18 protein-coding genes are annotated in these 23,195 nt (G+C 71.9%); 9 read left to right on the top strand and 9 right to left on the bottom strand.

Features of this window, described 5'->3' with window-relative positions:
• Positions 1–144 precede the first annotated feature (144 nt).
• The 5 genes from abc-f (at position 145) to OG230_RS27180 (ending at position 5,782) form a co-directional block, all read left to right on the top strand.
• A complete protein-coding gene (gene abc-f / locus OG230_RS27200; RefSeq protein ID WP_328906346.1) occupies positions 145–1,752 on the top strand; it encodes a ribosomal protection-like ABC-F family protein in 1,608 nt (535 codons plus the stop codon).
• A gap of 87 nt (positions 1,753–1,839) precedes the next feature.
• Positions 1,840–3,009 carry a macrolide family glycosyltransferase gene (locus OG230_RS27195; protein WP_443051602.1) on the top strand — a complete coding sequence of 390 codons (1,170 nt, stop codon included), beginning with the start codon at positions 1,840–1,842 and terminating at the stop codon, positions 3,007–3,009.
• A gap of 72 nt (positions 3,010–3,081) precedes the next feature.
• On the top strand, positions 3,082–3,555 hold the full coding sequence (locus OG230_RS27190) for a MarR family winged helix-turn-helix transcriptional regulator (protein ID WP_328906344.1): 474 nt from the start codon (positions 3,082–3,084) through the stop codon (positions 3,553–3,555).
• 68 nt (positions 3,556–3,623) lie between these two features.
• The gene (locus OG230_RS27185) at positions 3,624–5,213 is read left to right on the top strand and encodes an MFS transporter (RefSeq protein WP_328906343.1); all 1,590 of its coding nucleotides are present in this window, start codon (positions 3,624–3,626) and stop codon (positions 5,211–5,213) included.
• Between the two features lie 284 nt (positions 5,214–5,497).
• Positions 5,498–5,782 (top strand): hypothetical protein, encoded by a 285-nt coding sequence (locus OG230_RS27180; RefSeq protein WP_328906342.1) that lies wholly within the window; start codon positions 5,498–5,500, stop codon positions 5,780–5,782.
• Positions 5,783–5,795: 13 nt separating this feature from the next.
• On the opposite strand, the gene OG230_RS27175 is transcribed toward OG230_RS27180, so the two are convergent.
• The 3 genes from OG230_RS27175 to OG230_RS27165 form a co-directional block, all read right to left on the bottom strand.
• On the bottom strand, positions 5,796–6,884 hold the full coding sequence (locus OG230_RS27175; RefSeq protein WP_328906341.1) for a C40 family peptidase: 1,089 nt from the start codon (positions 6,882–6,884) through the stop codon (positions 5,796–5,798).
• 160 nt (positions 6,885–7,044) lie between these two features.
• Positions 7,045–9,906: an AfsR/SARP family transcriptional regulator gene (locus OG230_RS27170; RefSeq protein WP_328906340.1), complete on the bottom strand. Its 2,862-nt coding sequence runs from the start codon at positions 9,904–9,906 to the stop codon at positions 7,045–7,047.
• 248 nt (positions 9,907–10,154) lie between these two features.
• On the bottom strand, positions 10,155–11,078 hold the full coding sequence (locus OG230_RS27165) for a hypothetical protein (RefSeq protein WP_328906339.1): 924 nt from the start codon (positions 11,076–11,078) through the stop codon (positions 10,155–10,157).
• 242 nt (positions 11,079–11,320) lie between these two features.
• Here OG230_RS27165 and OG230_RS27160 point away from each other — a divergent pair, with 242 nt between their 5' ends.
• Together OG230_RS27160 and OG230_RS27155 are read left to right on the top strand one after the other, a co-directional pair.
• Positions 11,321–11,833 (top strand): hypothetical protein, encoded by a 513-nt coding sequence (locus OG230_RS27160; protein WP_328906338.1) that lies wholly within the window; start codon positions 11,321–11,323, stop codon positions 11,831–11,833.
• Positions 11,834–11,841: 8 nt separating this feature from the next.
• A complete protein-coding gene (locus OG230_RS27155) occupies positions 11,842–13,032 on the top strand; it encodes a DUF418 domain-containing protein (RefSeq protein ID WP_328906337.1) in 1,191 nt (396 codons plus the stop codon).
• 27 nt (positions 13,033–13,059) lie between these two features.
• Here OG230_RS27155 and OG230_RS27150 read toward each other — a convergent pair whose 3' ends face one another.
• Positions 13,060–13,467 (bottom strand): DUF4913 domain-containing protein, encoded by a 408-nt coding sequence (locus OG230_RS27150; protein WP_328906336.1) that lies wholly within the window; start codon positions 13,465–13,467, stop codon positions 13,060–13,062.
• 173 nt (positions 13,468–13,640) lie between these two features.
• Here OG230_RS27150 and OG230_RS27145 point away from each other — a divergent pair, with 173 nt between their 5' ends.
• Positions 13,641–14,834, top strand: a complete 1,194-nt coding sequence (locus tag OG230_RS27145; protein ID WP_328906335.1) for a hypothetical protein — start codon at positions 13,641–13,643, stop codon at positions 14,832–14,834.
• Between the two features lie 35 nt (positions 14,835–14,869).
• The gene (locus OG230_RS27140) at positions 14,870–15,853 is read left to right on the top strand and encodes a hypothetical protein (RefSeq protein ID WP_328906334.1); all 984 of its coding nucleotides are present in this window, start codon (positions 14,870–14,872) and stop codon (positions 15,851–15,853) included.
• Positions 15,854–15,919: 66 nt separating this feature from the next.
• Here the strand turns inward: OG230_RS27140 and OG230_RS27135 are convergent, their stop codons facing one another.
• The 5 genes from OG230_RS27135 to OG230_RS27115 form a co-directional block, all read right to left on the bottom strand.
• Positions 15,920–17,722, bottom strand: coding sequence for a TraM recognition domain-containing protein (locus OG230_RS27135; RefSeq protein ID WP_328906333.1), 1,803 nt, complete (start codon positions 17,720–17,722; stop codon positions 15,920–15,922).
• Complete coding sequence (locus OG230_RS27130) at positions 17,719–19,296, bottom strand: ATP/GTP-binding protein (protein WP_328911551.1); 1,578 nt, start codon at positions 19,294–19,296, stop codon at positions 17,719–17,721. Before OG230_RS27130 ends, OG230_RS27135 begins: the two co-directional genes overlap by 4 nt.
• A 254-nt stretch (positions 19,297–19,550) precedes the next feature.
• Positions 19,551–21,044, bottom strand: a complete 1,494-nt coding sequence (locus OG230_RS27125) for an SCO6880 family protein (RefSeq protein WP_328906332.1) — start codon at positions 21,042–21,044, stop codon at positions 19,551–19,553.
• A 102-nt stretch (positions 21,045–21,146) separates the two neighbouring features.
• The gene (locus tag OG230_RS27120; RefSeq protein WP_328906331.1) at positions 21,147–22,400 is read right to left on the bottom strand and encodes a hypothetical protein; all 1,254 of its coding nucleotides are present in this window, start codon (positions 22,398–22,400) and stop codon (positions 21,147–21,149) included.
• A 1-nt stretch (position 22,401) separates the two neighbouring features.
• Positions 22,402–23,190, bottom strand: coding sequence for a hypothetical protein (locus OG230_RS27115; RefSeq protein ID WP_328906330.1), 789 nt, complete (start codon positions 23,188–23,190; stop codon positions 22,402–22,404).
• Between the last annotated feature and the right edge of the window lie 5 nt (positions 23,191–23,195).

Raw genomic sequence — 23,195 nt, 5'->3', positions numbered from 1 at the left:
GGTTGCCCGGCGGGCCAGCTCATGCCAGCATCTTAAAGCAACAGTTGTCGCACTAGTGGAGTTGCCGATGCTCTTCCGAAGCGTCCTTCCGGCCTTGCGGTCCCAGCCGACCGTTCCGTCCCCGACAGCTTCGGAGTTGCTCGCATGCCCACACAGATCACTGCGCTCGCAGTCAGCAAGTCCTTCGACGGCAGGCCCGTTCTCGACTCGGTGACCTGTGCGCTCACGAAGGGCGAGTGCACCGGGATCGTCGGCGAGAACGGGTCGGGCAAGACCACCCTGCTGCGGTTGCTCGCCGGGCGGGAGCGCCCCGACCAGGGGGAGATCGTCCTGCAGGCCGACGGCGGCGTCGGTTACCTCGCCCAGGACGGGGGCCTGCCGCCGCACATGACGGCCCGACAGGTCATCGACCGGGCCCTGGGCGATCTCCGCGCGATCGAAGCGCGGATGCGCCACCTGGAGAAGGCGATGGCCGGAGGCCACCCATCGGTGCTGGACGAGTACGGCGAGGCCGTCTCGGCCTTCGAGCTGCGCGGCGGCTACGACGCCGATGCCCGGCTCGAACGCGCCCTGCACGGCCTCGGCCTGAGGCAGGTGGACCGCGCCTCCACCATCGGCAGCCTCTCCGGCGGCGAACAGATCCGGCTGCGTCTGGCGGCGGTTCTGGCAGCCGACCCGGAGGTGCTGTTACTGGACGAGCCGACCAACCATCTGGACGAGCCCGCCCTGACGTGGCTGGAGGAGCACCTGCGCAGCCGGCGGGGCACCACCGTGGTCGTCTCCCACGACCGGGGCTTCCTCGAACACGTCGCGACGAGCCTGCTGGAGGTGGACGGCGACCGGCACGGCGTCGTCCGGTACGGCAACGGCTATGCCGGTTACCTCGCGGAGAAGGCGGCGGCGCGGCGGCGGTGGGCCGAGCATCACGACCGGTGGCGTGGCGAGGTCGACCGGGTGCGCGAGGCGGCTGCGGGTACGGCCCGCCGCGTGGCCCCGGGGAGGCCGATGAAGGACGGGAACAAAATTGCCTACGACCGGGCCGGCGCCCGTGTGCAGCAGTCCCTGGCCAGCCGCGTCCGCAACGCCGAGGAACGGCTGCGCCGCCTGCTGGACGCCCCGGTCCCGGCCCCGCCTGAGCCCCTGAACTTCTCGCCCGAGCTGCGCGCGGGACAGTTGCACGGCGCCGTGCTCGACGCCGCCGGACTCACTGTCGCCGGCAGACTGGACCCGATCGATCTGACGGTCCGGGCGGGCGAACGCCTGCTGATCACGGGTGGGAACGGCGCGGGCAAGAGCACCCTGCTGCGCGTCCTGGCCGGCGACCTGGCCCCCGACCGCGGGCACGTCACGAGCTGCGGCCGGATCGGGTACCTCGCGCAGGACCCGGACCCCGGCTCGGCGGACGAGACCCTCCTGACCGCCTACGCCCGTGGGCGGGCGGGGCACGCCGACGAGCACGCCGAACAGCTCCTCGCTCTCGGGCTGTTCGAGCGCACCCAGCTCGCCGTCCCGACGGCGCGGCTCTCCACGGGCCAGCGGCAGCGGCTCGCCCTGGCGCGGCTGGTGAGCCGGCCTGCGGACGTCCTCCTGCTCGACGAGCCCACCAACCATCTGTCTCCAGCCCTCGCCGAGGAACTGGAGACCGCCCTGGCCGGTTTCGCCGGCACCGTCGTCCTCGTCAGCCACGACCGGTTGCTCCGGCAGCGCTGGCGAGGAACCCACCTCGCCCTGCACACCGCAGCCGTGACGTAGGCCCGTCCACCTCGACCGCGCCGCTTCTGCCCGCCCCGCACCCGAAACGAGTGATCACTTTTGTCCCGCCGCCGCTCCCACATCGCGATGATCGGCATCCCGATCGTCAGCCACGTCCTGCCCAGCCTCGCGCTCATCCGCGAGCTGGTGGCCCGCGGCCACCGGGTCACCTACGCCAACGCCCCCGTCATGGCCGACCGGATCGCCGCCACCGGCGCCGAACCGGTGCCCTGCACCTCCGTGCTGCCGGTCGCCGACAACAACTGGCCCACCGACCCCATCGCCGCGATGGACCTCTTCCTCGACGAGGCCGTCCAGGCACTGCCCCAGTTGCACGCCGCCTACGACAACGACCCCGCGGACCTGTATCTGTACGACATCGGCGCCTACGCCGCACGCGCGCTCGCCGAAGCGCAGGGCCGGCCCCTCCTGCAGTTGTCCCCGACGTTCGTGGCCTGGGACGGCTACGAGGAGGACGTCGCCGCGCACCTGCGGAAGGTGCCCGGCGCCGACGCCTACCGGGAGAAGTTCGCCCACTGGCTCGCCGGCTGCGGGGCGACCACCCTCGACGTGGACGCCTTCTCCGGTCCTCCCGCGCAGGCCCTGGCCCTGATCCCCAAGGCGATGCAGCCGAACGCCGACAGGGTCGACACGGAGGCGGTGACCTTCGTCGGGCCCTGCTTCGACGTGCGCGCCGGCACGGACGGCTGGACCAGGCCGGCGGACGCGGAGAACGTACTGCTGATCTCCCTGGGCTCGGCGTACACGCGCCAACCGGAGTTCTACCGGCAGTGCGTCGCCGCGTACGGAAACCTGCCCGGCTGGCACGTCGTGCTCCAGATCGGCAGGTACACCGACCCGGACGAGCTCGGCGACGTCCCACCCAACGTCGAGGTGCACTCCTGGGTCCCGCAGAGGGCGATCCTGGAGCAGGCGGACGCCTTCGTCACCCACGCCGGAATGGGCGGTTGCGGCGAAGGGCTCCTCGCGGGCGTCCCGATGATCGCCGTACCGCAGGGCGCCGAACAGTTCATGAACGCGGACCGGCTGGTGGAGCTGGGCATCGCCCGCCGCATCGACACCCCGGACGCCACTGCCGAGACCCTGCGAGCGGCCCTGAAGGACCTGGTCACCGATCCGGAAGTCGCCCGCCGATCCGCACAGTTGCGCACCGACGCACGGGCCGAGGGAGGTACCCGGCGCGCCGCCGACCTCATCGAGAACATGCCGGCTCTCGCCGACGGACCGGCGGACTGACCGGCACCGCTCCGCCCATCGCGACACTTGGCTATTTTGACATAGGTATCCAGGCATACTTATGATGCCCGTATGTCTGCCCCCAGCGCGTCCGAACAGGACATCCGCCGCATCGCGTCCGCGATGACGGCTGTCCTGCCCGCGCTGCACCGGGCACTCGACCGGCGTCTCGCCCAGGACATCCCGTACCCCAAGCTCCCCGAGGGCCAGCTGGCGCTGCTGCGGCTCGTCGGCGACCGCGAGGCCATCACCGTGCGCGCGGCGGCCGACGAGCTGCTCATGAAGCCGAACAACGTGAGCGCGCTGGTCACCCAGCTGGCGGCCGAGGGGCTGCTGGAGCGCAGGCAGGACCCGGCCGACAGGCGGATCGCCCACCTGCACCTCACGCCCGAGGCCCGTAGGCGCCTCGCCGTCGTCGGGGCGCTCAAGGACGGGTATGTGGCCGAGGCCCTGTCGGCGCTGACCGACGGCGATCTCGATGCGATCGGCTCCGCCCTCGGTGCGCTCCAGGGACTGACGCGGCACCTGCGCGCCGCCTCTCACTGACGACGCCCCGCGCGGCCGTCGGTCACCCTCCCGTCGCTCGACCCTTTTTCAGGAAGCAAGGCATCCGTATGCCCTCCACTGCCGTGGACCACTCCCCCCTGCCCACCCGCGCCCTGCCCGATGGGCCGGCCGGCCGTCGGGGCAACCCCTGGCTGACGCTCGTCGCCGTCGCCTTCGGCCTGTTCATGGTCGGCCTCGACGGTTCCGTCGTCGCGATCGCCAACCCGGAGATCGGCCGGGACCTCCACGCGTCCACCGCCGACCTGCAATGGGTCACCAACTCCTATCTCCTCGCGCTGGCTGCCGCGTTGATCCTCGGCGGAAAGCTCGGCGACCGCTTCGGACGGCGCACCTACTACCTGGTCGGCGTCGCCGGCTTCACCGTGGCCTCGGTCGCCATCGGCCTCGTGGGCTCCATCGAGGGCGTCATCGCCTTCCGCGCCCTCCAGGGCTTCTTCGGCGCACTGCTGATGCCCAACACGCTCGGTCTGCTGCGCGCGGTGTTCCCGCCGAGGAAGTTCGGTATGGCCGTGGGGATCTGGGCGATGGTGTCCTCCGTCTCCACCGCGCTCGGCCCGATCGTCGGCGGGCTGCTGGTCGAGCACGTCAGCTGGGAATCGGTCTTCTTCATCAACCTCCCGATCGGCATCGTCGCGCTCGCCTTCAGCGCGTTCGTCCTGCCGCAGAGCAAGAACCCGGCCGGCGAGCAGCGCTTCGACGTCCCCGGCGTGCTCCTGCTGGCGCTCGGACTGCTCGTCCTCGTCTTCGGCGTCGTCAAGGGCGAGACCTGGGGCTGGAGTTCGGCCTCCACCCTGGCCACGCTCGGCGCGGGCGTCGTCCTGCTGGCGGTGTTCGGCCGGTACGAGACCCGGGTGGCCCATCCGCTGCTGCCCATGCGGCTGTTCCGCAGTCCGGCCCTGACCATCGGCACGGTCATCACCGCGGTCAACTTCTTCGTCCTGCTCGGCGTGATCTTCTTCGTCATGCTGTACCTCCAGAACGTCCGCGGCTTCACCCCGGTCGAGGCGGGCATACGGACCCTTCCGCTGAGCCTCGCGTCGGTCGTCGCGGCGCCACTGGGTGCCAAGATCACGGAGCGCTTCGGGGCCAGGCTGTCCATGCCGCTGGGCATGGTGCTCCAGGCCGCCGCCTCCTTCGGGCTGCTGGGCTGGGGCGTGCACTCCTCGTACGCAGCGATGTGGCCCCCCTTCATCGCCCTGGGCCTCGGCGTCGGCATGGTGATGGCCGCCTCGTCCGACGCGATCGTCGGCAACGCGCCCGTGAAGGACGGCGGGGTGGCGGGCGGTCTCCAGGCCACCGCGCTCCAGGTCGGCGGGGCGCTCGGCACCTCCGTACTGATCTCCCTGATCAGCAGCCGGGTCGGTTCGACACTGACCGGTGAACTCACCTCCGCCGGGGTCCCCGGACCCATGGCCGCGGGGCTGCAGGAGGCCAAGGACGCGGTGGCGATGGGAGTGTCACCGGTCTCCGCCGACATGCCCGCGCAGCTTCGGGCGGCGGTGGTCGAGGGCAGCGGGCAGGCGTTCATGAACGGGGTGCACACCGCGGCGCTCGTCACGGGCGTGCTCTGCGTGGCCGGTGCGGTCCTCGCCGCGGTCGGCGTCCGGCGCGACCCGGAGGCTCCCGCGCTCCACTGAGGGCAGCGGGCGGGTGGCCCGGCCGTCGGCGCGCTCCGTGAGGGCGGACGTGCCAACGGCCGGGCCTTTCCGTTGAGTCGGGACTCCGGACGGGTCGTCGGGGGGGGCGCGGTTCACGCGGGGCGCTGCGTACCGTTTCGGGCCGATATCCGCCGCGTGGATGCGCGTCATCACGTCATTGCATGGGCTGGACTGTTCCCTCCGGGGGCGTTCCTGCCGCAATGTGTGATCCGTCTCGCGTCCGGTTGTCCGGACGTCACCGGAGCCCGTACCAGGAGTCAACCATGACCGCGCCCGCCACCCCCGCCAGAACCGCCGCCCCCGCCCCTTCCGTGCGGGAACCGTTGATCAGTGGCCTGATCGGCGGTGCGATCGGCGCCGTGATGAGCGCGGGCATCAACTACCTGCTGGTGGGCATGCCGGACAGCGAGGGGCTCAACGCGGTCAACCACGCGATCTCCGGACTGATGACGGGCTTCCTGGCCGGTTTCGCCGGCCTGCTGGCGTACCAGCGCAAGGCTGCCGCCCTGGCACGGAAGGCGTCGGCCGAGGCCCTGCCGGAACAGTGAGCCACCGGCGGGCTCAGGGGCGCTTGTCGGGGCGTACGACCCCGAGGATGTACATCGAGCCCGCGTCGGCGACGGTGACATGCCGACCCGGTCGCGGTGCGTGGATGATCGAGCCGCCACCGATGTAGATGCCCACATGGCTGGCGTCCCGGTGATAGATGATCAGATCGCCGGGACGCATCGCCCCGATGCCGATGCGTGGCAACAGACGCCACTGCTCCTGCGAGGTACGGGGGATGGTCCGCTTCGCGGCGGCCCACGCCTGCGAGGTGAGTCCGGAGCAGTCGTAGGTGTCGGGACCCTCCGCGCCCCAGTCGTAGGGTTTGCCGAGCTGCTCGCTCGCGAAGGCGACGGCCGTCGCCCCCTCCTCGCTCGCCCGCCCCTTGACGTCTTTCAGCGAGCCGGACCGCAGGAACGCATCGTGCGCCTCGCCCTCGGCCTTCTTCTGCATCGCCAGCAGGCGCTTGCGCTCCTTCTCCTCCAGCCGCAGTTCCAGTGACTCGGCCGTCGCGATGCGCTTCTCGATGCGCTTGCGGGCATCGGCTCCGGCCTTGCGACTGCCCTGAAGCCTCTCCAACTGCACGGAGGCCGCGGCGGACTTCTTGCGCAGCTCCTCCTGGATACGGGTCTGCTCCCGCAGCAGTCCGTCGATCCCGTGCTGGGCCTGGCGCGCCAGGCCCACCTCGTCCAGGACGTCGTCGGGGTCGGCACTCAGCAGCAACTGGACGTCGAGGGGCAGGCCACCACTGCGGTACTGGGCACGGGCCGCGGCCCCCATGCGTGACGTCAGCCGCTTCAGCGCGACCTTGCCGGCCGCCAGGTCCTCGGCGAGCGCGGCCACCCGGGCGGACTGCTTACCGGCCCGTTCCTCCGCGGCGTTGTACGTGTCCGTGGCGACCTCGGCATCGTGGTACAGCCGGTCCAGCTCGTCGCGCACCTCGGCCAGGGACATGGGCCGGGCGGGGCCGGCGCCTGTGCCGGTTCCTGTGCCGGGGCCCGGCGAGGGATCCGCCGCCGCGCCCTGCGCCGTCGCGGCGACGAGGCAGACCACGGCGGCGGCCACCACCGCCCGACCACCCCTGCCGATCGCTGTTCGTATCACCTTGATGACGCTCCGTCACGCGTAGAGGGCGTGGGCGTCGTGCCGCTGTGCGGCACAACGGACCGAGCGGGTGAGGACTTCACGCCGCTCGCCCCTACAACGTCCCTGCGGGAACGAGCGGTTCAAGCGAGGGGACGACCGGCTCCGGGGAGCCTCGGGATCAGCGTGCCTCGGCCGACTGCGGCGCCAGCCTTACGCGGATGCGTGCGGCCTCGTCGGCCATGCCGAGCCTCAGACAGACGGCGAGCGACCGCTCCCAGCAGGCCCGCGCCCACGACTCGTGCCCCATCAGGGCCAGGGCGTTGCCGAGCAACCGGGTGGCCTGGGCCTCGCCTCGCTCGTAGTTCATCTCCCTGGCGAGGGCGATCCCCCGCTCCGCGTACCGGGCGGCCGTCTGCGGCTGTCCGAGATCCAGGTGCGCCTCGGCGCCCCTGATCAGGTTCGCGCAGCGCATGAAGGACTGTCCGTCCGAGCCGAGACGCTCCAGGCACTCGTCGAAGCGGAGCAACGCCTCCGTCGGCCGGCCCAGCCCGAGCAGCACCTGGCCGATGCGGTAGAGCGCGTGGATGCGGCCGTGCTGATCGCCGAGACTCTCGTACAGGTCCAACTGCCGCAGGGCCGTGTCGAGAAGCAACTCGTCCACCTGCCCGAGCCGCACGCACTCCAGGATGACGTTGCCGAGGGCGAGCGCCTCGACGGACCGGTCTCCCGCCGTGCGCGCCGCGGCCACGGCCCGCAGGCCGAGCTCCAGCCCTTCCGTTTCGCCGCCCCGCTTCATCGCCAGGAGCGCCGCGACGTTCAGCGCCATGGCGTGCATCGTGTGGTCCGCGGTCCCGACCGACAGCTCGACCGCGCGGCTCGTCATCTCGTGGGCGCGGTCCAGGTCCTCCACCTGCATCAGCGCACCCCCGAGCATGTAGCAGATCCGCTGCTCCGCACGCCGGTCGCCCGCCCGGCGCGCGGCCTCGACCACCGTGCGGGCGACGGGAATCACGTCGCGCCACCGGTGCTCGGACATCAGCAAGGGGTCGAGGGCCAGCACCAGTTCGGCCGCCCCCGCAGGCGCCGACCGGGCGATCTGCGCCACGAACTCGAGCGCCGGGGCCAGCTGCCGGGCCCCCCAGGCACAGGCTTCTCCCTCGTCGGCGAAGGTCACACCCCGGTGTTCGGTGGGGGGCAGCGACAGGGGGACGTTGTGCCCGGGGCGGATCAGACCGTACGCGTTGCGGGCGGTGGCCAGCAGCAGGTCCAGCAGGCCCGTGAGCGCGGCCTCGCGTGCGGTGGCCGACTCCTCCTCCTGGGCGCGTTGCCGCGCGAACAGCCGCAGCAGGTCGTGGAAGCGGTAGCACCGCCGGGCCGTCGACTCCAGCATGCCGACGTCGACCAGCGATTCGAGCAGCGACTCGGTCACCTCCGGGGTCCGGCCGATTACGGCCGCCGCTTCGACCAGCGTGAGGAGGCTGGGTGCCGGGAGGGACAGCAGACGGAACGCGCGCCCCTGCTCCGCGTCGAGTTCGCCGTACCCGAGCCGGAAACACGCCTCGACGCCCAGGCCCTGGATCCGTAGCTCGCTGATGCGCTGCCGCTCGTCCTTGAGCTGGTCGACCGTGTCGGTGACGGTCCAGTCGGGGCGGACCGCGAGCCGGCTGGCGACGATGCGCACGGCCAGCGGGTGGCCGCCGCAGAGGTCGACGACCCGCAGGATCGCGAGCCGTTCGCCCTCGGTGCGGGGTCCGCCGAGGATACGGGCGAAGAGGGACGCAGCGACCTGGGGCCGGAACACCTCCACGCCGACGTGGGTGACACCGGAGAGCGCGGCAAGTGCGGAACGGCTCGTCACGACGGCGGCGCACCCTCCGGAACCGGGCAGGAGCGGACGCACCTGTTCCGCGTCACAGGCGTTGTCGAGCACGACCAGGACCCGGCGCCCGGCCAGGACCGAGCGGTAGAGCGCCGCCCGTTCCACCGGGCTGTCCGGCATGCCCTGGTCCTTCTCCCCCAGGGCGCGCAGGAACCCGGCGAGTACGGCCGCCGGGTCGGCGGGGGTGCCGTCGGCCCCGCGCAGATCCACGTAGAGCTGCCCGTCGGGGAAGTGTCCGCTCACGGCGTGGGCCGCGTGCACCGCCAGGACGGTCTTGCCGGCTCCGCCCATGCCGGTGAGCACGGCCACCGGTACGGCCGTGCCTGCCGCACCCGACAGTGCCGCGGTCACGCGTGCGGTCTCCGCTTCGCGTCCGGTGAAGTCGGTGAGGTCCGAGGGAAGTTGGGCCGGGCGTACCGTCGCGTTCCGTGGTGCGGGCGTCGTCCGGGGGGCGGCGAGCGACGGGTCGGCCGCCAGGAGCTGCCGGTGGAGGTCCCGGACCGCGGGGCCCGGTTCGATGCCGAGCTCGGCGATCAGGATGCGGCGGGTGTCGTGGTAGACGGCCAGGGCTTCGGCCTGCCGGTCGCACCGGTACAGCGAGAGCATCAGGAGTAATCGGAGCCGTTCGCGGAGCGGATGGGCCGCGGCCAGGGCGATGAGTTCCGGTACGACGTCGCTGTGGCCGCCCAGCTCCACGTCCAGTTCGACGCGGACCTCCGTCGCGGCGAGCCGCAGCTCGGTGAGCCGGGCCCGCTCCGCCTCGGCCACTGCGCCGGGAACACCGGCCAGCGGTGCCCCGTTCCAGGCGTCGAGTGCGGATCGCAGCAGGTCACGGGCTGCCCGGTGGGAGCCCTGGTCCCTGAGGGCCCTGGCTTCGTGCAGCCGGGACTCGAAGACGGTGAGATCGAGTGCGCCGTCGGAGACGTGGACGGCGTATCCACCGGCCACGGAGACCAGGACGACGGGCGGCCGGTTCTTGGCCCGGCCCGGTTCGAGTACCGCGCGCAGGCGGGAGATGTAGGTCCGCAGCACGGAAACGGCGCCCATGGGCGGGTCCTCGTCCCACACCGCGTCGACGAGTTCGTCGACGGAGGCCGGGCGGCCCTGCCTGAGCAGGAGCAGCGCGAGTACGGCCCTCTGCTGGGGCGAGCCCAGCTGCACGGGGTCCGCGCCCCGCCATGCCTGGAACGGACCCAGAACCGTGAACCGGAGACCGGTAACGCCCGTTGTTTCCATTGGTGTTCGCGCCCCCCACAGAAGCGATTCTCTGGGGGGACGTTAGCGGTCCGGGGAACCGCCGCGAGGGGGGCGTCTTCAGCAGGTTCGCCGCCGCGTGGGCACAGAATGCCTCTTCGGCCGCCTATGTCAACACATTTGACATGCCGGGGAGCACGAGGCTGAGGTGATCGTCACAGAGCGCACGTGTTCTGCGACACAGCCGACATCCCTCCCAGGTCCGCGCGGTCATCGGGGTCCTGGCCCACGAAATGCTGTCTGACCAGGCGCATCGCCTCGGCGTGCGGGGGCTCCAGCCGGACCTTCGCCTCCAAGTGCGCCCACAGGTGCAGGAGTTCGCGGCCGTGCGCGGCGACGGCCCGCTCGTCGGGCAGCCACTGCCACGCGGCGGTCGCCCGCATCACGTCGTCGGCGGCGCGTGCGTCCCCGAGGCCGCAGCGGATCCGGGCCACGCCCATGGCAAGGGAGGTGGCCAGTCGGTGGTCACCGGCGAGATGGGCCACGTACGCCTCCATCGCCCGGGCCTCCAGTGCCTGCGGATGCCCGGCCCCGTGGTCCCCGGCGAGGCACTCGCGCAGCGCGGCGGCGAGGGCACCGGCGTGTTCCGTGTCCCCTCCGTCGACGGCTTCCCTGATGCGCTCCACACGCTCGGCGACGGGGTCGGGGGCCGGTTCAGGGGCCGGTTCGGGCCGCGCCTTCTCGCAGGCGTCGACGGTGACGGCGGCGCCTGCGTGCTCGGTCTCGCGCTCGCGCTCGCGCTCGTTGCCGATTCCGATCTCGTTCCCGTTGCCGTTCCCGTTGCCGTTCTCGTTCTCGTCGGGATCGGGGATGCGGCTGGAGCCGTCCGGTGCCACTTCGATCCGCAGGGTGTGGGCGCCGCGGTCGAAGACCGTCGCCCGCACCGGCCCCCGGTGGTCGCGTGCGTGGCGCTGGAGGCGGTCGAGGATCGCCTCGTGCACGGACTCCCCCTCGCCGACGTCGACGTGCTCCCCGTTGACGACGGCCGTGCACTCGTCGGAGACGTACACGTCGAAGAGAAGGGGCACGCCTGCGGGCTCCGACGGGCCGGGGCGGTCGAGGGCGGTGAGCTCTGGCATGCGGAATTCCCTTCGCCGGGCGTGAACGGGGGCTGGTGCGTGTTCAAGCACCTCGACGGATGGGCGAGGCAACCGGTTCAACGCGGTTCGGAGAAAGCCATGGTGATTTCCCCGGAGGGCAACGGCAGCAGCCGGGCTCCGTATCCGGGACCGGAGCGATTGAACCGTGCGCCGGGCGTGATGCGTGGTGGCTGTCCGACAACGGCCGTACGGCCCCGGACACCGAGACATGGAGGCACATCGTGGCTGACCTGGAGCAGCGGGAGAACCGTGCGAACGCGTGGCGGGCGACTGGCCTCGTCCCCTGGCTGATGACCCTGATGATCCTGACCCCGTTGGCGCTTGCCGCCGTCTGGCTGGGCGGCAGCCTGGGCGTCGCGCTGGTCGGCGAGGGCTGGAATCCGCCGCCGTTCGCGCTGGACTCCCTGTCCGCGCTGGTCGACGGCGGGACGGCCGCGCTGTGGCCCGGAGCCCCGACGGGCGCGGTCGTGGCCGGCATCGCCTGCCTGGCGGGCGCGCTGTTCGGTGTGGCGGCGCTGGGCTTCTTCGCCGCGGACCCCGTACTCGCGTCCGTCGCCGCCCGCAGGCAGCGGCAGGACCAGGTCTCCGGGCCGGGCGAGGACGCCCACGCCGTCCCGGTTACCGGCCTCCGGCCCGAGGTCCGAGGTGCCACCTCGCCGGCCGAGCCGCCTGCGCGCGTGCCCGCACCGGACCGCGTGCCGGGCACACGGGTCCCGGCCACTTCCGCCTCCTGACCCCGCGCGTGTCCGCACTCCCCGGATCCGTAGCCGCCCCACCCGTGGCCCGGATCGGTGACATCGACGTGCTGCGCGGCTTCGCCCTGCTCGGCATCCTGCTCGTCAACGCACAGCTCATGGCCGGCCCCGCAACCGCGCCCGGCGGCGGGGCCGGCGCCCCACTCGTGGACCGGGGCGCCTCCTGGATGCTGACGGCCCTGGTCGCCGGCAAGTTCTACCTCCTCTTCTCGTTCCTCTTCGGATACGGCTTCACCCTGCAGCAGCGCGCCGCCGCGCAGGCGGGCGTCGCGTTCGCTGCCCGCCATCTGCGCCGGACCGGCACGCTGTTCCTGCTCGGCCTCGCGCACGCCGTGCTGCTGTACCCGGGCGACATCCTGATGACGTACGCGGCCCTGGGGCTCGTCCTGTTCGCACTCCGTGCGGTGCCGCCCCGGACGCTGCTGCGGATCGCGGCAGGGCTCCTCGGCACGCTCGCCGTCCTGCTCCTCACCTACGGGCTGTTCGCGCTCGCACTGCCCGGCCCCGAGCGGACCGAGGACATCACGGCCACGACGGCCGGCACCGTGGCGGCGTACCGGGGCGGCCCGGGCTCGGTGGTCGGGGCGAATCTGGAGCTGCTGCCGGAGTTCCTCGGCGCGAACGTGCTGTACTCCGCCGAACTGCTGGCGGCGTTCCTCGTCGGCCTCGCCGCCGGCCGGTGGCGGGTGTCGGCCGACACCGGCCGGCACCGGAACCGCATGCGGCAGATCGTCCGTCGCGGGCTGCCTCTCGGCCTGGCCGGCGGGGCGTTCACGGCGGTGTGCACCCACGGCGGGCTGGACAGCGGCTGGTTCCACATCGGCGCGGCTGCCGGGGTCCTGACTGCTCCCGCCCTCACCGCGGCGTACGCCTGCGGGGTGCTCCTGCTCGTACGCACCCCGGCCGGCCGGAAGCTCGCCCCGGCGCTCGCATCCGCGGGGCGGATGTCGCTCACCCACTACCTGACGCAGTCGCTCGTCCTGGCCCTGGTCTTCACCGGATACGGACTCGGCCTGTACGACCGGATCGGCACCGCGGCCGTACTGGCGGGCTGCCTGGTGCTGTACGTCGCCCAACTCGCCCTGAGCGCACTGCTTCTGCGGCACTTCCGGAGCGGTCCGGTCGAGTTCGTCCTGCGCGCGGCGACCCGGGGCGGCTTCCCGCGACACACACGGTAGCCGCCCCGGGGAGTGTCCGCCCAGGGCTCATCCGTCGTACACGTCCGTCACGGGCGCGTCCTTGGCCCGGTGCGCCCCCGGCTTGCAGCCGGCGAACGGGCCCGACGGGTCCCTCAACGCGGCCATGACGTGCGTGAGGTAGTCGCGGTGCCAGACCGCGGGGCCGGTCATCCCGGCCCCCGGGTCGGTGAGTTCCTGCCAGGCCATCCACAGCCCGTAGAGCTGGGCCACCGCCTCCTCGTGCTCCCACCACCGCGCGCACCAGGGGGCGGACGAGGTGGTCTCCCTGCCGTAGACCGGGATCAGGAGATGCTTCACCCACCGGCCGAGGAGCGTCAGCGCCTCGTCGTGCGCCGGACCGTCCAGGTACACGATGAACTGCGGTCCCTGCTGCGTCGTTCCGGCCGGCTCGGCACTCTGTACGGCGTTGGTCATCCGGTCGCCTCCCACTGGTTGACGGGCACATCGGTGATCGACACCGGCACTACGCACCGGACGGTGCGGACGGTTCAGCCCGGACCGCTGCAACGGGCCGCCCGTTGAACCGGATTGGCCCGTTATCCGTCGTGTGGGTGCACACCAGCCCATGGAGACAGACGGAGGAACACATGCCGGACATTCACACGATCTGGGTCGGCGGCGCGCCCCCGCAATGGGCGAGGGAAGGGCTGGTGCGACTCGGCGCGCAGTTCCCGCGGACGAACCCGGGGGAGCAGCGGAATTTCTGGGTCCTGCCGAAGGAATCCGCGCCGGGCGAAGCCGCCGACGCTGCGATGCAGGGCATGCGGGACGCGGCGGACGCGGCCGGCTTCACGGTCAGGAACATCAGCGAGCACCTCGACGAGTTCGCCCAGGGCATGCCCACGTACAGCCGGGGGATGCTGGACGACATCATCAAGTGGGAGATGGCGCACGGGGGTGAGATCTCGGTCAAGGACCTCGCGAATTTCATGGTCCTCGGCCATCAGGGCGGACTCTCGATGGACCTCTCCATGCATGCGATAACGGACAACAGCATCGCGGACGTCGGAAGTATCCAGTCCCTGAACGGTGCGGAGTTCAAGGTTCCCCAGCTCGCACCGAGCGGAATCTCCCGGCACATCGGAAGTCCTTCGTACAGCCCCTACACCAGAAACCCGGACAACGAGGCCGAGCCCCACACCCTCCCGCATCTGGACGTCTGGGCCATGTACGCCCGCCCCGGGGGAAAGGGCCAGGACGTCATGCGGGCCGCGGCCGAGAAGATGGTCGGCAACTACGCGTCCCTGGCGAACGACGGAATCAAGGACCAGAAGATCGTCAGACGCGCGGCAGAGGACGGCGCGTTCGATCCGACCCGGCTTTCGATCGTCTCGGTGGAAAGGGAAACCGAGCTGGGAGCCAAGTGGACCCCCGGAGACGGGCACCGCCCCACGGTCATCGGGCACTTCGCCATGTCCGCACTCTACGACTCCATCAACGGCGTCTACGGAGAGCAGGTGGAGGTGACGCACGCCTCCGAGATCTCCCGGTTCGAAGTGGCGCCGAGCACCTGGCCCGACATCACATGGCGCACCGTCACGATGGACGACCAACGCATCGCGCTTCCCGAGCTGGGCATCTCGAAGGAGCTCCGGAACAGCTGGCGGCAGCCCAACGGCGCGGCGCCCACACCGGCGATGGCCGCGAGCTTGCGACTGGTCGAGCCGACCACGCCGGGTTACGCGAGGCCGACGCCCGCGACGCACGGCGCCTCCACTGCCGTGAGCCCGGCCGTAGCTCCTCCGCAGTCGCGGAACGCCGGTACCTCGTCCACCCTCTAGCGCCGGGGGCCGATCCGTATGAGAGGCAGCTCGCGATGACGACGCCGACAGAAATGGGCATCACAGGGCCCGATCCCGACCCCGCGAAGACGGCTGTGCACCTGATTCTCCAGGACCTCCTGGAGCTCCAGGAACGCCTGGAGCGCCAGGAGCGCCAGCGACGCCAGGGGCGACCCGAACCATCGGCCCGTCCCGACGAACCTGCCCCCGCGCAACGGAACGAGGCCGCTACCGGCACCGGTGCGCCGGACGCCTCGACGTCCACCGATACCGAGAAGCTGATCGCGTACCTCATCCAGAAGCTCCTGGAGAGGATCGCGCCATCGGGGCAGCAGCCGGCCGGGCAGCATGAGGCCGGGCACCAGCCGGCCCCGGTTCAGCCCCCGGAACCGTTCGCCCCGCTCTACGCCGACGAGAACAAGGGCATGGCGGCGAGCGTCGCCCAAGCGGTCAAGGCCGTACTGGCCGAGCACCCGGCGCTGGAGAAGATGTACCGCGACGGTCAGCTTCCAGCGACTCAGCGGCTCGTCGAGCACGCGCAGCAGGCGACGTCCCAGCGCAGCTCGACCGCCATGGCCGCCGCTCTTACGCCTCCGGTAACGGTCATGGCCTCCGCCCCTGCCGTCGGCGGCGAGGTCTCGGAGCAGGAGGCGGAACACGACCTGGAAGAGGAGCTCGACCTTCTCGTCGTCGACGATGCGTCCAACGACGATGACCTGTCCACCATCCTCGACGCCTACCTCGACACACCGCCCGACCTCACCACCACCTCGGCGAACGACGATGACCTGTCCACCATCCTCGACGCCTACCTCGACACACCGCCCGCCCACACCACCACCTCGGCGGGCGCCGCCGAAGCGAACACGCTCCACGACACCCAGCCATCACCCAGAGTCGCCGCGGCCACGTCCACAGCCCCAGGCGCAATGCCGCGCACGCACAGCACCGTCACCTCCCTGCCCACGCCTCCGGCCCCGCCTCCATCGGCCCAACAAGCAACCACACAGAGGCATTAGGCAACCGCATGGGCGGGAGCACCCTGACCAGGGTCCTCCCGCCCATCCTTCGCGCCCGTACCGGCCTCACACGGACTCCAGCGCGCCCCCCGCCTCCCCCGCCTTCGTCAGGCCCACCTTCGACCACGACTGCGCCGCCCGGTCCGTGATGGCCGCTACCTCCGCCTTCGCCGCCGCCGAGATGCGGTCCGCGTCGGGCTCCTTGTACCAGGGGCGGAGCCGGATCAGCGCGGGCCGTACACCGGTGGCGAGCAGCAACGCGGTGCCCTTCGGCAGCGCCCGTATCCGGTCCGGTGGCAGCACCTGCTCCTGGCGGTACGAGGTGGAGCGGGACGAGCCGTCCCTGCTCCTGGAGACGCTGACGGTGCTCACGTCGTGCTGGCCCACCAGCTTGGAGATCTTCTCCACGAAGTCCGCGTCGTCCAGCCCCGCACCGAGCAGCTTGACCGTGGCCGCGCTCCACAGCGCGTCCATGCCTGCGTCGCCCCACACCCGTGCGCCCTGGCGATAACTCTGCAGCAGGGTCACCACGTTGATGCCCCGTGAGCCGAAGTGGCTGTAGAGGTCGGGGAGATCGGCGATGCGGCAGACGTTGGCCGCCTCGTCGAGCACCGCCGTCATCGGCGGGTCGAGCCTGCCGCCCATCCGCTCGGCGGCGACGACGCCCGCCCTCATGGTGGCGTCGGCGAGACCGGCGATCACTCCGGCAGCCGAACCACCGCCGTCCTTGGACAGCAGGTACAGCGTGTCGCGGCCCAGCACGTGCTGCTCCGGCCGGAACTGACGTACGGCGGGGTCCCGCGTCACCCAGGCCAGGATCCCCGGGTCCAGCAGGCAGGAGACGCACTGGCGGGCCGTCTCGTAGATGCCGTCCCGGGTCTCCACCGCGCCGCGCACGGTGCCCTGCAACTGCTCGGCCATGGCGGCCAGTCCGGCCTCGCGGAGCAGGTCGATCGGGGTGCGGTCGGCCGGGTCGGCGAGCCAGCCCAGCAGATCGGTCACCGGTGCCCGGCCGCGCGCCGCGGCGAGGAACAGCGCGGTCAGGGTGTTCTGGGCCGCCGAGATCCAGAAGTCCTTCTGCGAGGCGTCGTCGTTGACGGAGGCCACGAAGTGCCCGGCGAGCCGGCGCGAACCCTCGATGGTGACGCACTCGGCGAGCATGTCCCACCACATCTCGCGGGGGGTGTGGGCGATGCCCTGCGGGTCGAACGTCCAGACCGTGCCGGTCTTCTCGCGTTCGGCGCGGGTCACGGCGTACACGTCCGACTTGTTGGAGGTGAGGAGCACGGCCCCACGGGCGCGCAGCACCCGGGGGATGGCGATCCCGGTGGACTTTCCGGCGCGTGGTGCCATCAGGTCCAGTTCCACGTCCTCGTACGAGGAGCGCAGTTCGGGCCCGGAGGGCTCCAGGTCGCCGAGGAGGTTTCCGGTCTCGTCGGGATGGAGCTCCTTCATTCCCTTCAGGGTGGGGCGCAGTTCGCGGGCGCGCGCGGCGATGCCCTTGGGCCCCATGGACGCGAGCTCCTTACGGCCGGCGAGACCGGCGGAGTGCGCGCCTCCCCGTGCCCCCAGCACGCCGCGGACGACCAGCACGGTGAGGGCGGCGAACACCGCGAACAGGCCGACGATGCCGCCGTACACCCCGTACGGGGAGGCGCCGGGCCAGAGCCGGCCCGTTCCCCCGGTGACCAGGGTGCCGAACGTCGACATGACGAAGGGCGGCGGATTCCAGCCCGCTCCCGACACCAGCGCTCCCAGGGTGCCGCCCGCCCAGGTCACCCCGAACAGGACGAGGGACACTCCGGCGACGCCCACGATCGCCCACGGAGCGAGGTCGCCGGCCGGCCGGCCGCCGGACGGCCCGCTCATGCCGGCCACCCGACGGCCGGGGCGGACAGGTCGACGGCGGGACGCGACAGGTCCACGGCGGGGCCGAGCTGTTCGAGGGCGGGACCGGGGCCGTTGGCGAGGACCGCGGCTGCCGCCGAGGCCCGTTCGGCCGCCCGCGCCTCGGCGTAACCGTTGGACGTCCAGCGGGTGTTGGTGTCGTGCAGCCCTCGCTCGGTGTCGGTGATCGCGACCTTGATCGGGATGCCGGGACGTCCGCCGACCTTGATCAGGAACCGCCCGCGCCCCGGCGGCTCCTCGTCGGCCCCGGTGCTCGCCCAGCCGGGCGGCGACGACCAGGAGGAGACCAACTCGATCTCCCGCTGCGACAGACCGACCACCCTGCCCAGGTCCTCCATCTCGGCCCTCGGGAGTCCGGCGACGACGACCATCCCGGCGCGCTCGACGAATCCACGCGCCTTGGCCCGGTCCGAGTCGGTACCCAGCGCCTCGGCGTCCTTGAGCGTGTGGGTGATCTTGGCGTCGCCCAGGCCGAGCGACCGGTTGAGACGGGTCAGGGCGTCGATACGGTCGACGATGCCGGACGCGGCGCGCAGCGGACGCCACAGCTCGTCGAGGACGGTGAAGAACCAGCGCCGGGGTGCGAGCCCGGCGTCGGCCAGCGCGTGCGCGGCGGCGACCGTGCCGAGCCCGTCCGACCAGGCGGCGAGCATCGCCGCCGCGGTCAGCTGGGTGTCGGCCTCTCCGATACGGGAGATGTCGATGCACACCGCGGAGGCGTCCGGGTTGATGTGCGTGGAGGTCTCCGAGGCGAAGGTGCCGCCCAGCGGCCCGTCGAGGATGCCGAGCAGCGAGCGGTGCAGAGGATCGACGGCGTCCCGGTACCGGGCGTCGTCCCCCCGGTCCAGGGTGACCGCACGCACCCGGGCGGGTCCCTCGTCGAGCACCCTGAGCAGGTCGGGCAGGAGCAGCGTGCGGCCCTTGGGGGTGCGTTCGCGCAGATGGTGCAGGCAGACGGAGAGCACCGACTGCTCGTGGTCGTCCATGGGCCGGCCGCGCACGATCGTGATCAGCGCGGCGACCATGTTGAGGACACGGCCGTGGGTCTCGGCGGCCAGCGCCCGGCCCGCCTCCCCGCCGATGCGTTCGGCGGCGGCCCCCATCGCGCCCGGGTCCAGGACGTTGATGCCGCCGACACCGCGCCCGATGGAGATCACCTGGCCGCCGAGGGCCCGTACGGTGTCCGCGTAGTCCGGCTTGAGGTCGCCCAGCACCAGCGGCACCACGCCCGTCGCCGACAGTCCGATGAGCATCCGGTTGATCAGCGTCGACTTCCCCAGACCCGGCATGCCGAGCATGAAGAGGGAGGGGTTGGAGATGTACCGGGCCCGGGTGAACCAGGACAGCGGGTCGCCGCACACGGTCGCCCCGGTGAACATGTGCTGCCCGAGCGGTACGCCGCTCATGGGCGCCCCCGAACCTGCGGCGAACGGCCAGAGCCCGCACGCCTGCACGCTGGTGGCGCGCCACATGGTGGGCGGGTCCAGGTAGCCGACCCGTCCGCCGCCGGGGCCGGCCCATCCGCGGGCGGGCACGTACGGCTCACGGACCGGGCGGGCGGCCCCGCCCCTGCTCCGGGCCTTCCCCCTGCCGTTCCCCTCGGCCGCCTTACGGGGCGCCTCGGCGGCCGGTTCCGTACTCTTGCGGCTTCGCTTCCCGCCGTTCTCGTCCGGTCCCGCCGCGTCCGCGTCCGCGAACGAGATCCGGCTCAGCGCGGTGGCGGCCCCGGACGATCCGGCCGGCCAGTCGGCGCCCAGGTCGAGGACCCGCACCGACGAGGGGGTGCTGCTCACAGTGCCTCCTGGAGCTCGTGCGGGATCAGCGTCTGCTCCCACGGAAGGATGCCGACGGGCAGGGTGCAGCTGAACGCGGCGGCCTGCATGCGGTCGGCGGGGCGCATCGAAATGCGGGACGAGGCAAGGAGATTGCGTACGGTCACGTCGGCCTCGTCCAGCTGGTCGGCGTCGTCGACCGTGACGGTGAACATCAGCGAGAACTCGACCAGTCCCGCACCGGACGCCTCCTCCGCCGCCGTCTGTTCGGCCGCCCGCACCTCGGACGCCGCTCTCGCCTGCACCATGCCGCGTCCGGAGCTGGCCATGAACTGGGCGCTGCGGCGGTCCGCTTCGACGATCCGTGCGGAGGTCGCGGGGTCGATGGGCCGGTAGAGGAGCGCGACCCGCTTGCGCCTGGTTCCCGGCGCGGCCTCCAGCATGCTGCGCAGGACGCCGGAGCGCACCGTGCCGCGAGGAGCGAGGGTGAGCAGCCAGCTGCGCGAGTAACCGGAGTCGTGCTGGTAGGACTTGACGGTCTCCACACAGGCGGACGGCCCCGCGTCGTCCCACTCCAGTCCCGTACCGCCGTGCTGGGCACGCGCGCTGAGCACGTCCGCCGCGACGGCGGGGTCGTAGGCGACGCGTACGACCTCGGCGATCCGCTCCGCGGAGAGCGGGTAGGCCGAGCCTCCGCCCGCCCCGACAAGTCCGGTGAGCAGACCGGGGATTCGGATGGCGAGGTCGTTGACGACGTCCTCGTGCCGGCGCTTCTGCCCGGGCGGGACGCCGTAGGTGAGGGTGATGTAGGTGTGCATCTCGGACGAGGCGGACGGGTAGCGCTCGACGACCTCCTCCATCACGGCACGCGCGGCCGGCGGGGCGTCCGCCGTGATCCGGGGCAGGACCTCGGCGGCCAGCCGCGTGCCCGGGTCGGGCGCGGTCTCGACGACGACCGACGCGCCGCGCAGCCCGGGCTCGTGCGAGAGCCTGGCGAGCCACTCGCCCCACATCGCCACCCACACGTCGACCTGGTCGGGGTCGACGAGGGAACCGCCGTCCGGCTCGCAGGCCAGCACGACGGAGTAGAGGTTGCGCCCACGGTGGTGCAGCACGCCGAACGGGCGGTCGTACGCGTCCCGTCCCTCGCCGGCCGTCACCCGGTTCAGCAGCCCGGGCGGCCTGAATCGACCGCCGGGGCGTTGCGACAGCGGCCCGGACACATAGATGTGGGCGCCCTTGGACTTACGGCGCAGCCAGCCGATGCGCAGGGTCAGCAGCTGGTACAGGTTGCGGCCGTCCTGGGTGCGCAGAGCCAGCGGGGTGAGCACGACGACGAGAGGGACGAGCACCACCACGGCGGCGACCAGGGAGATCAGCGACGAGAGCAGCACCACGACGAGACCGCCGAAGACTCCGAACGTGCCGATCAGGCCGAGTGGGCCGAGCCCCGGGCGCCGTGGGCGGCGCCAGTTCCCGTACGTGGGATGTGTAACGGCTTCCGTAGCCATGGTTGTGCTTCCTTCCTGAATGGCTTGGCCGGGCCGAACGCCCGGTGGGTGGTGGGTGGTTCGGGGCCTGCCGTTCGGACGGTCCCGAGCGGCAGGCCCTGGCTAGCGGTTGTGGCCGGCGTCCCCGTCGGCGCCGTCCAGGGCTCCGCTCGCGATCCTCCCCACGCCTTGGGCCGCGGCCATCGCGGCGCCCAGGGCGGCTCCCGCAGGACCTGCGGCGGCTGCCGCACCCGCGCTGCCGGCCGCACCGCCGCCGACCGCTCCTCCCGCACCCGTGCCACCGGCCGCACTCGACCCACCGGCCGCACCGGCCCCGCCGGGCGCGCTCTGCTGACCGTTCGACCCGGCGCCGCCCGCGCTTCCCGTGCCCCCGGCGCTGCCCGGCGCACCGGCGCCGCCCGAGGCTGCCGAAGCTCCCGAGGGTCCGGCCTTGCCTGCCGATCCGCCCCCGCTGCCGCCGCTTCCGGAGGCGACGGACTTCGCTCCGGAGGCGACGGCGCCGCCCACGGCGGACACGCCCTGGCCCACGCCGTTCCCGCCGCCGAGCGCCGCGGTCGCCGGCACGATGAGCTTGAGCAGGGCGGGCAGTGCCACGGCGGAGAGGAGCATGACGCCGATACCGGCGATGCGTTCCTGGATGCCGTTCTGCTGGCCGTTCGAGATCATCGCGGAGCCCGCGTACATGACCAGTCCGGCCGCCGGTTTGTACAGCAGCCAGGCGATCATCCAGCCGATGTGCTTGCGCCACCAGCCGTTGCCCCAGTCCGTCATGGAGGCTGCGGCGGCCAGCGGCAGCGTGCCCAGCAGCACGATCATCACGCCGAGGCGGATGTAGAGCAGGATCGTGTGCAGGATGGCGGCGATCAGCAGCAGGAAGGCGAGGACGAGCAGCAGGAACGCCTCGATGCCACTGGAGTTCTGGCATCCGATGTTGCTGGTGAGCTGTTCGTACGCCGCCTGTTTGAAGAGGAAGTCGGCGTACCGGTCGGAGAGTCCCGCCAGCAGGGTCACCACGGTGGTCGCCGCGCCCGACACGAGAATCACCCGGAACAGACCTTTGAGCGCCGTCGTGCCGGCCTCCCCGCGGCGTTCGATCGCCATCCGGATCGCGGCGAAGATCAGTGAGCCGACCGCCGTGTAGACGACCACCCACTGCGTCTGGTTGTTGACCTGCTGCGGGGTAGCGGTCGAGGAGAGCGTGGGAATCGACACGGTCAGTTCGCCGAAGGCCGCGATGGCCGCGGCGAGTACGGAGTGGGCGATGCCCGACACGATGGTGCCGATCGGGTCGTCCAGGAAGTCGAAGAAGCCCGTGATCGCGTCGACCAGTGGGTCCCCGGTGGGGCAGGAGGGCACGTCACACCCCCCACATGGTGAATCCGTGGTTACCCGTCACGGTCGTCAACGAGGTGTACAGCGAGCCGTTGGTCCTGGGCTGCACCTTCCAGTCGCCGCCGTCCCAGTTCACGGTGACGAAGGTCGTTCCGTAGCCACCCGAAACGTTCTTGATGAGGAGTTGCACCATGGCGGTGTCCTTGGAGTAGGAGCTCAGCGCGAACCCGACGTACGAGCCGGCCGTGCTTCCGTTGCCGGCCGATTCCGGGACGGTGCTCCGCTGCGCGACGAACAGATCCCGTCCACGTCCGGACACGACCTGCTGCTCGGTGACGGTGCGCCAGTCCTTGCCGCTCATGCGGGCGGGAATCACGTGGGCGGCCAGCACCGCGCCCAGCGGCGTACGGGCGAAGCACCACATGACCGCACCGCTGGTCCTGACCGGACCCGCCGAGGGCGACACGGGAATCCTCGACAGACCCAGCGAACGCCACCCGAGATCCTCGGGCGGGGCCGACGGGGGCGTCTGGTCGCCGTCGTCGGTGAGGCAGCCGCCGGGCCGCCCGGTGCCGGCCGGGCTCTCGCCGGCCCCGTCGGCGGCAGGCTGAGCACCCTTCGGCGCCGCGGAGGACAACGGCCCCTTCTGGGCGGGGTTCCCCTGCCGGGCGGCCGGGGTGTCGTCCCCCGCCGACAGCCAGGTGATCCCGGATATGACGAGGACAACGGCGAGAAAGGCCGCGGAGAGCAGCCATCCCTGCTGGTTCCAGAACGGCTGCTCCGCCCCGGAGTCTCTCTGGTGACGTCCGAACATGATGT

The sequence above is a fragment of the Streptomyces sp. NBC_00234 genome (assembly GCF_036195325.1).
Lineage (GTDB): Bacteria > Actinomycetota > Actinomycetes > Streptomycetales > Streptomycetaceae > Streptomyces.
Note: the sequence above shows the minus strand (reverse complement) of the source record. Positions and strands in the feature narration are given on the sequence as shown.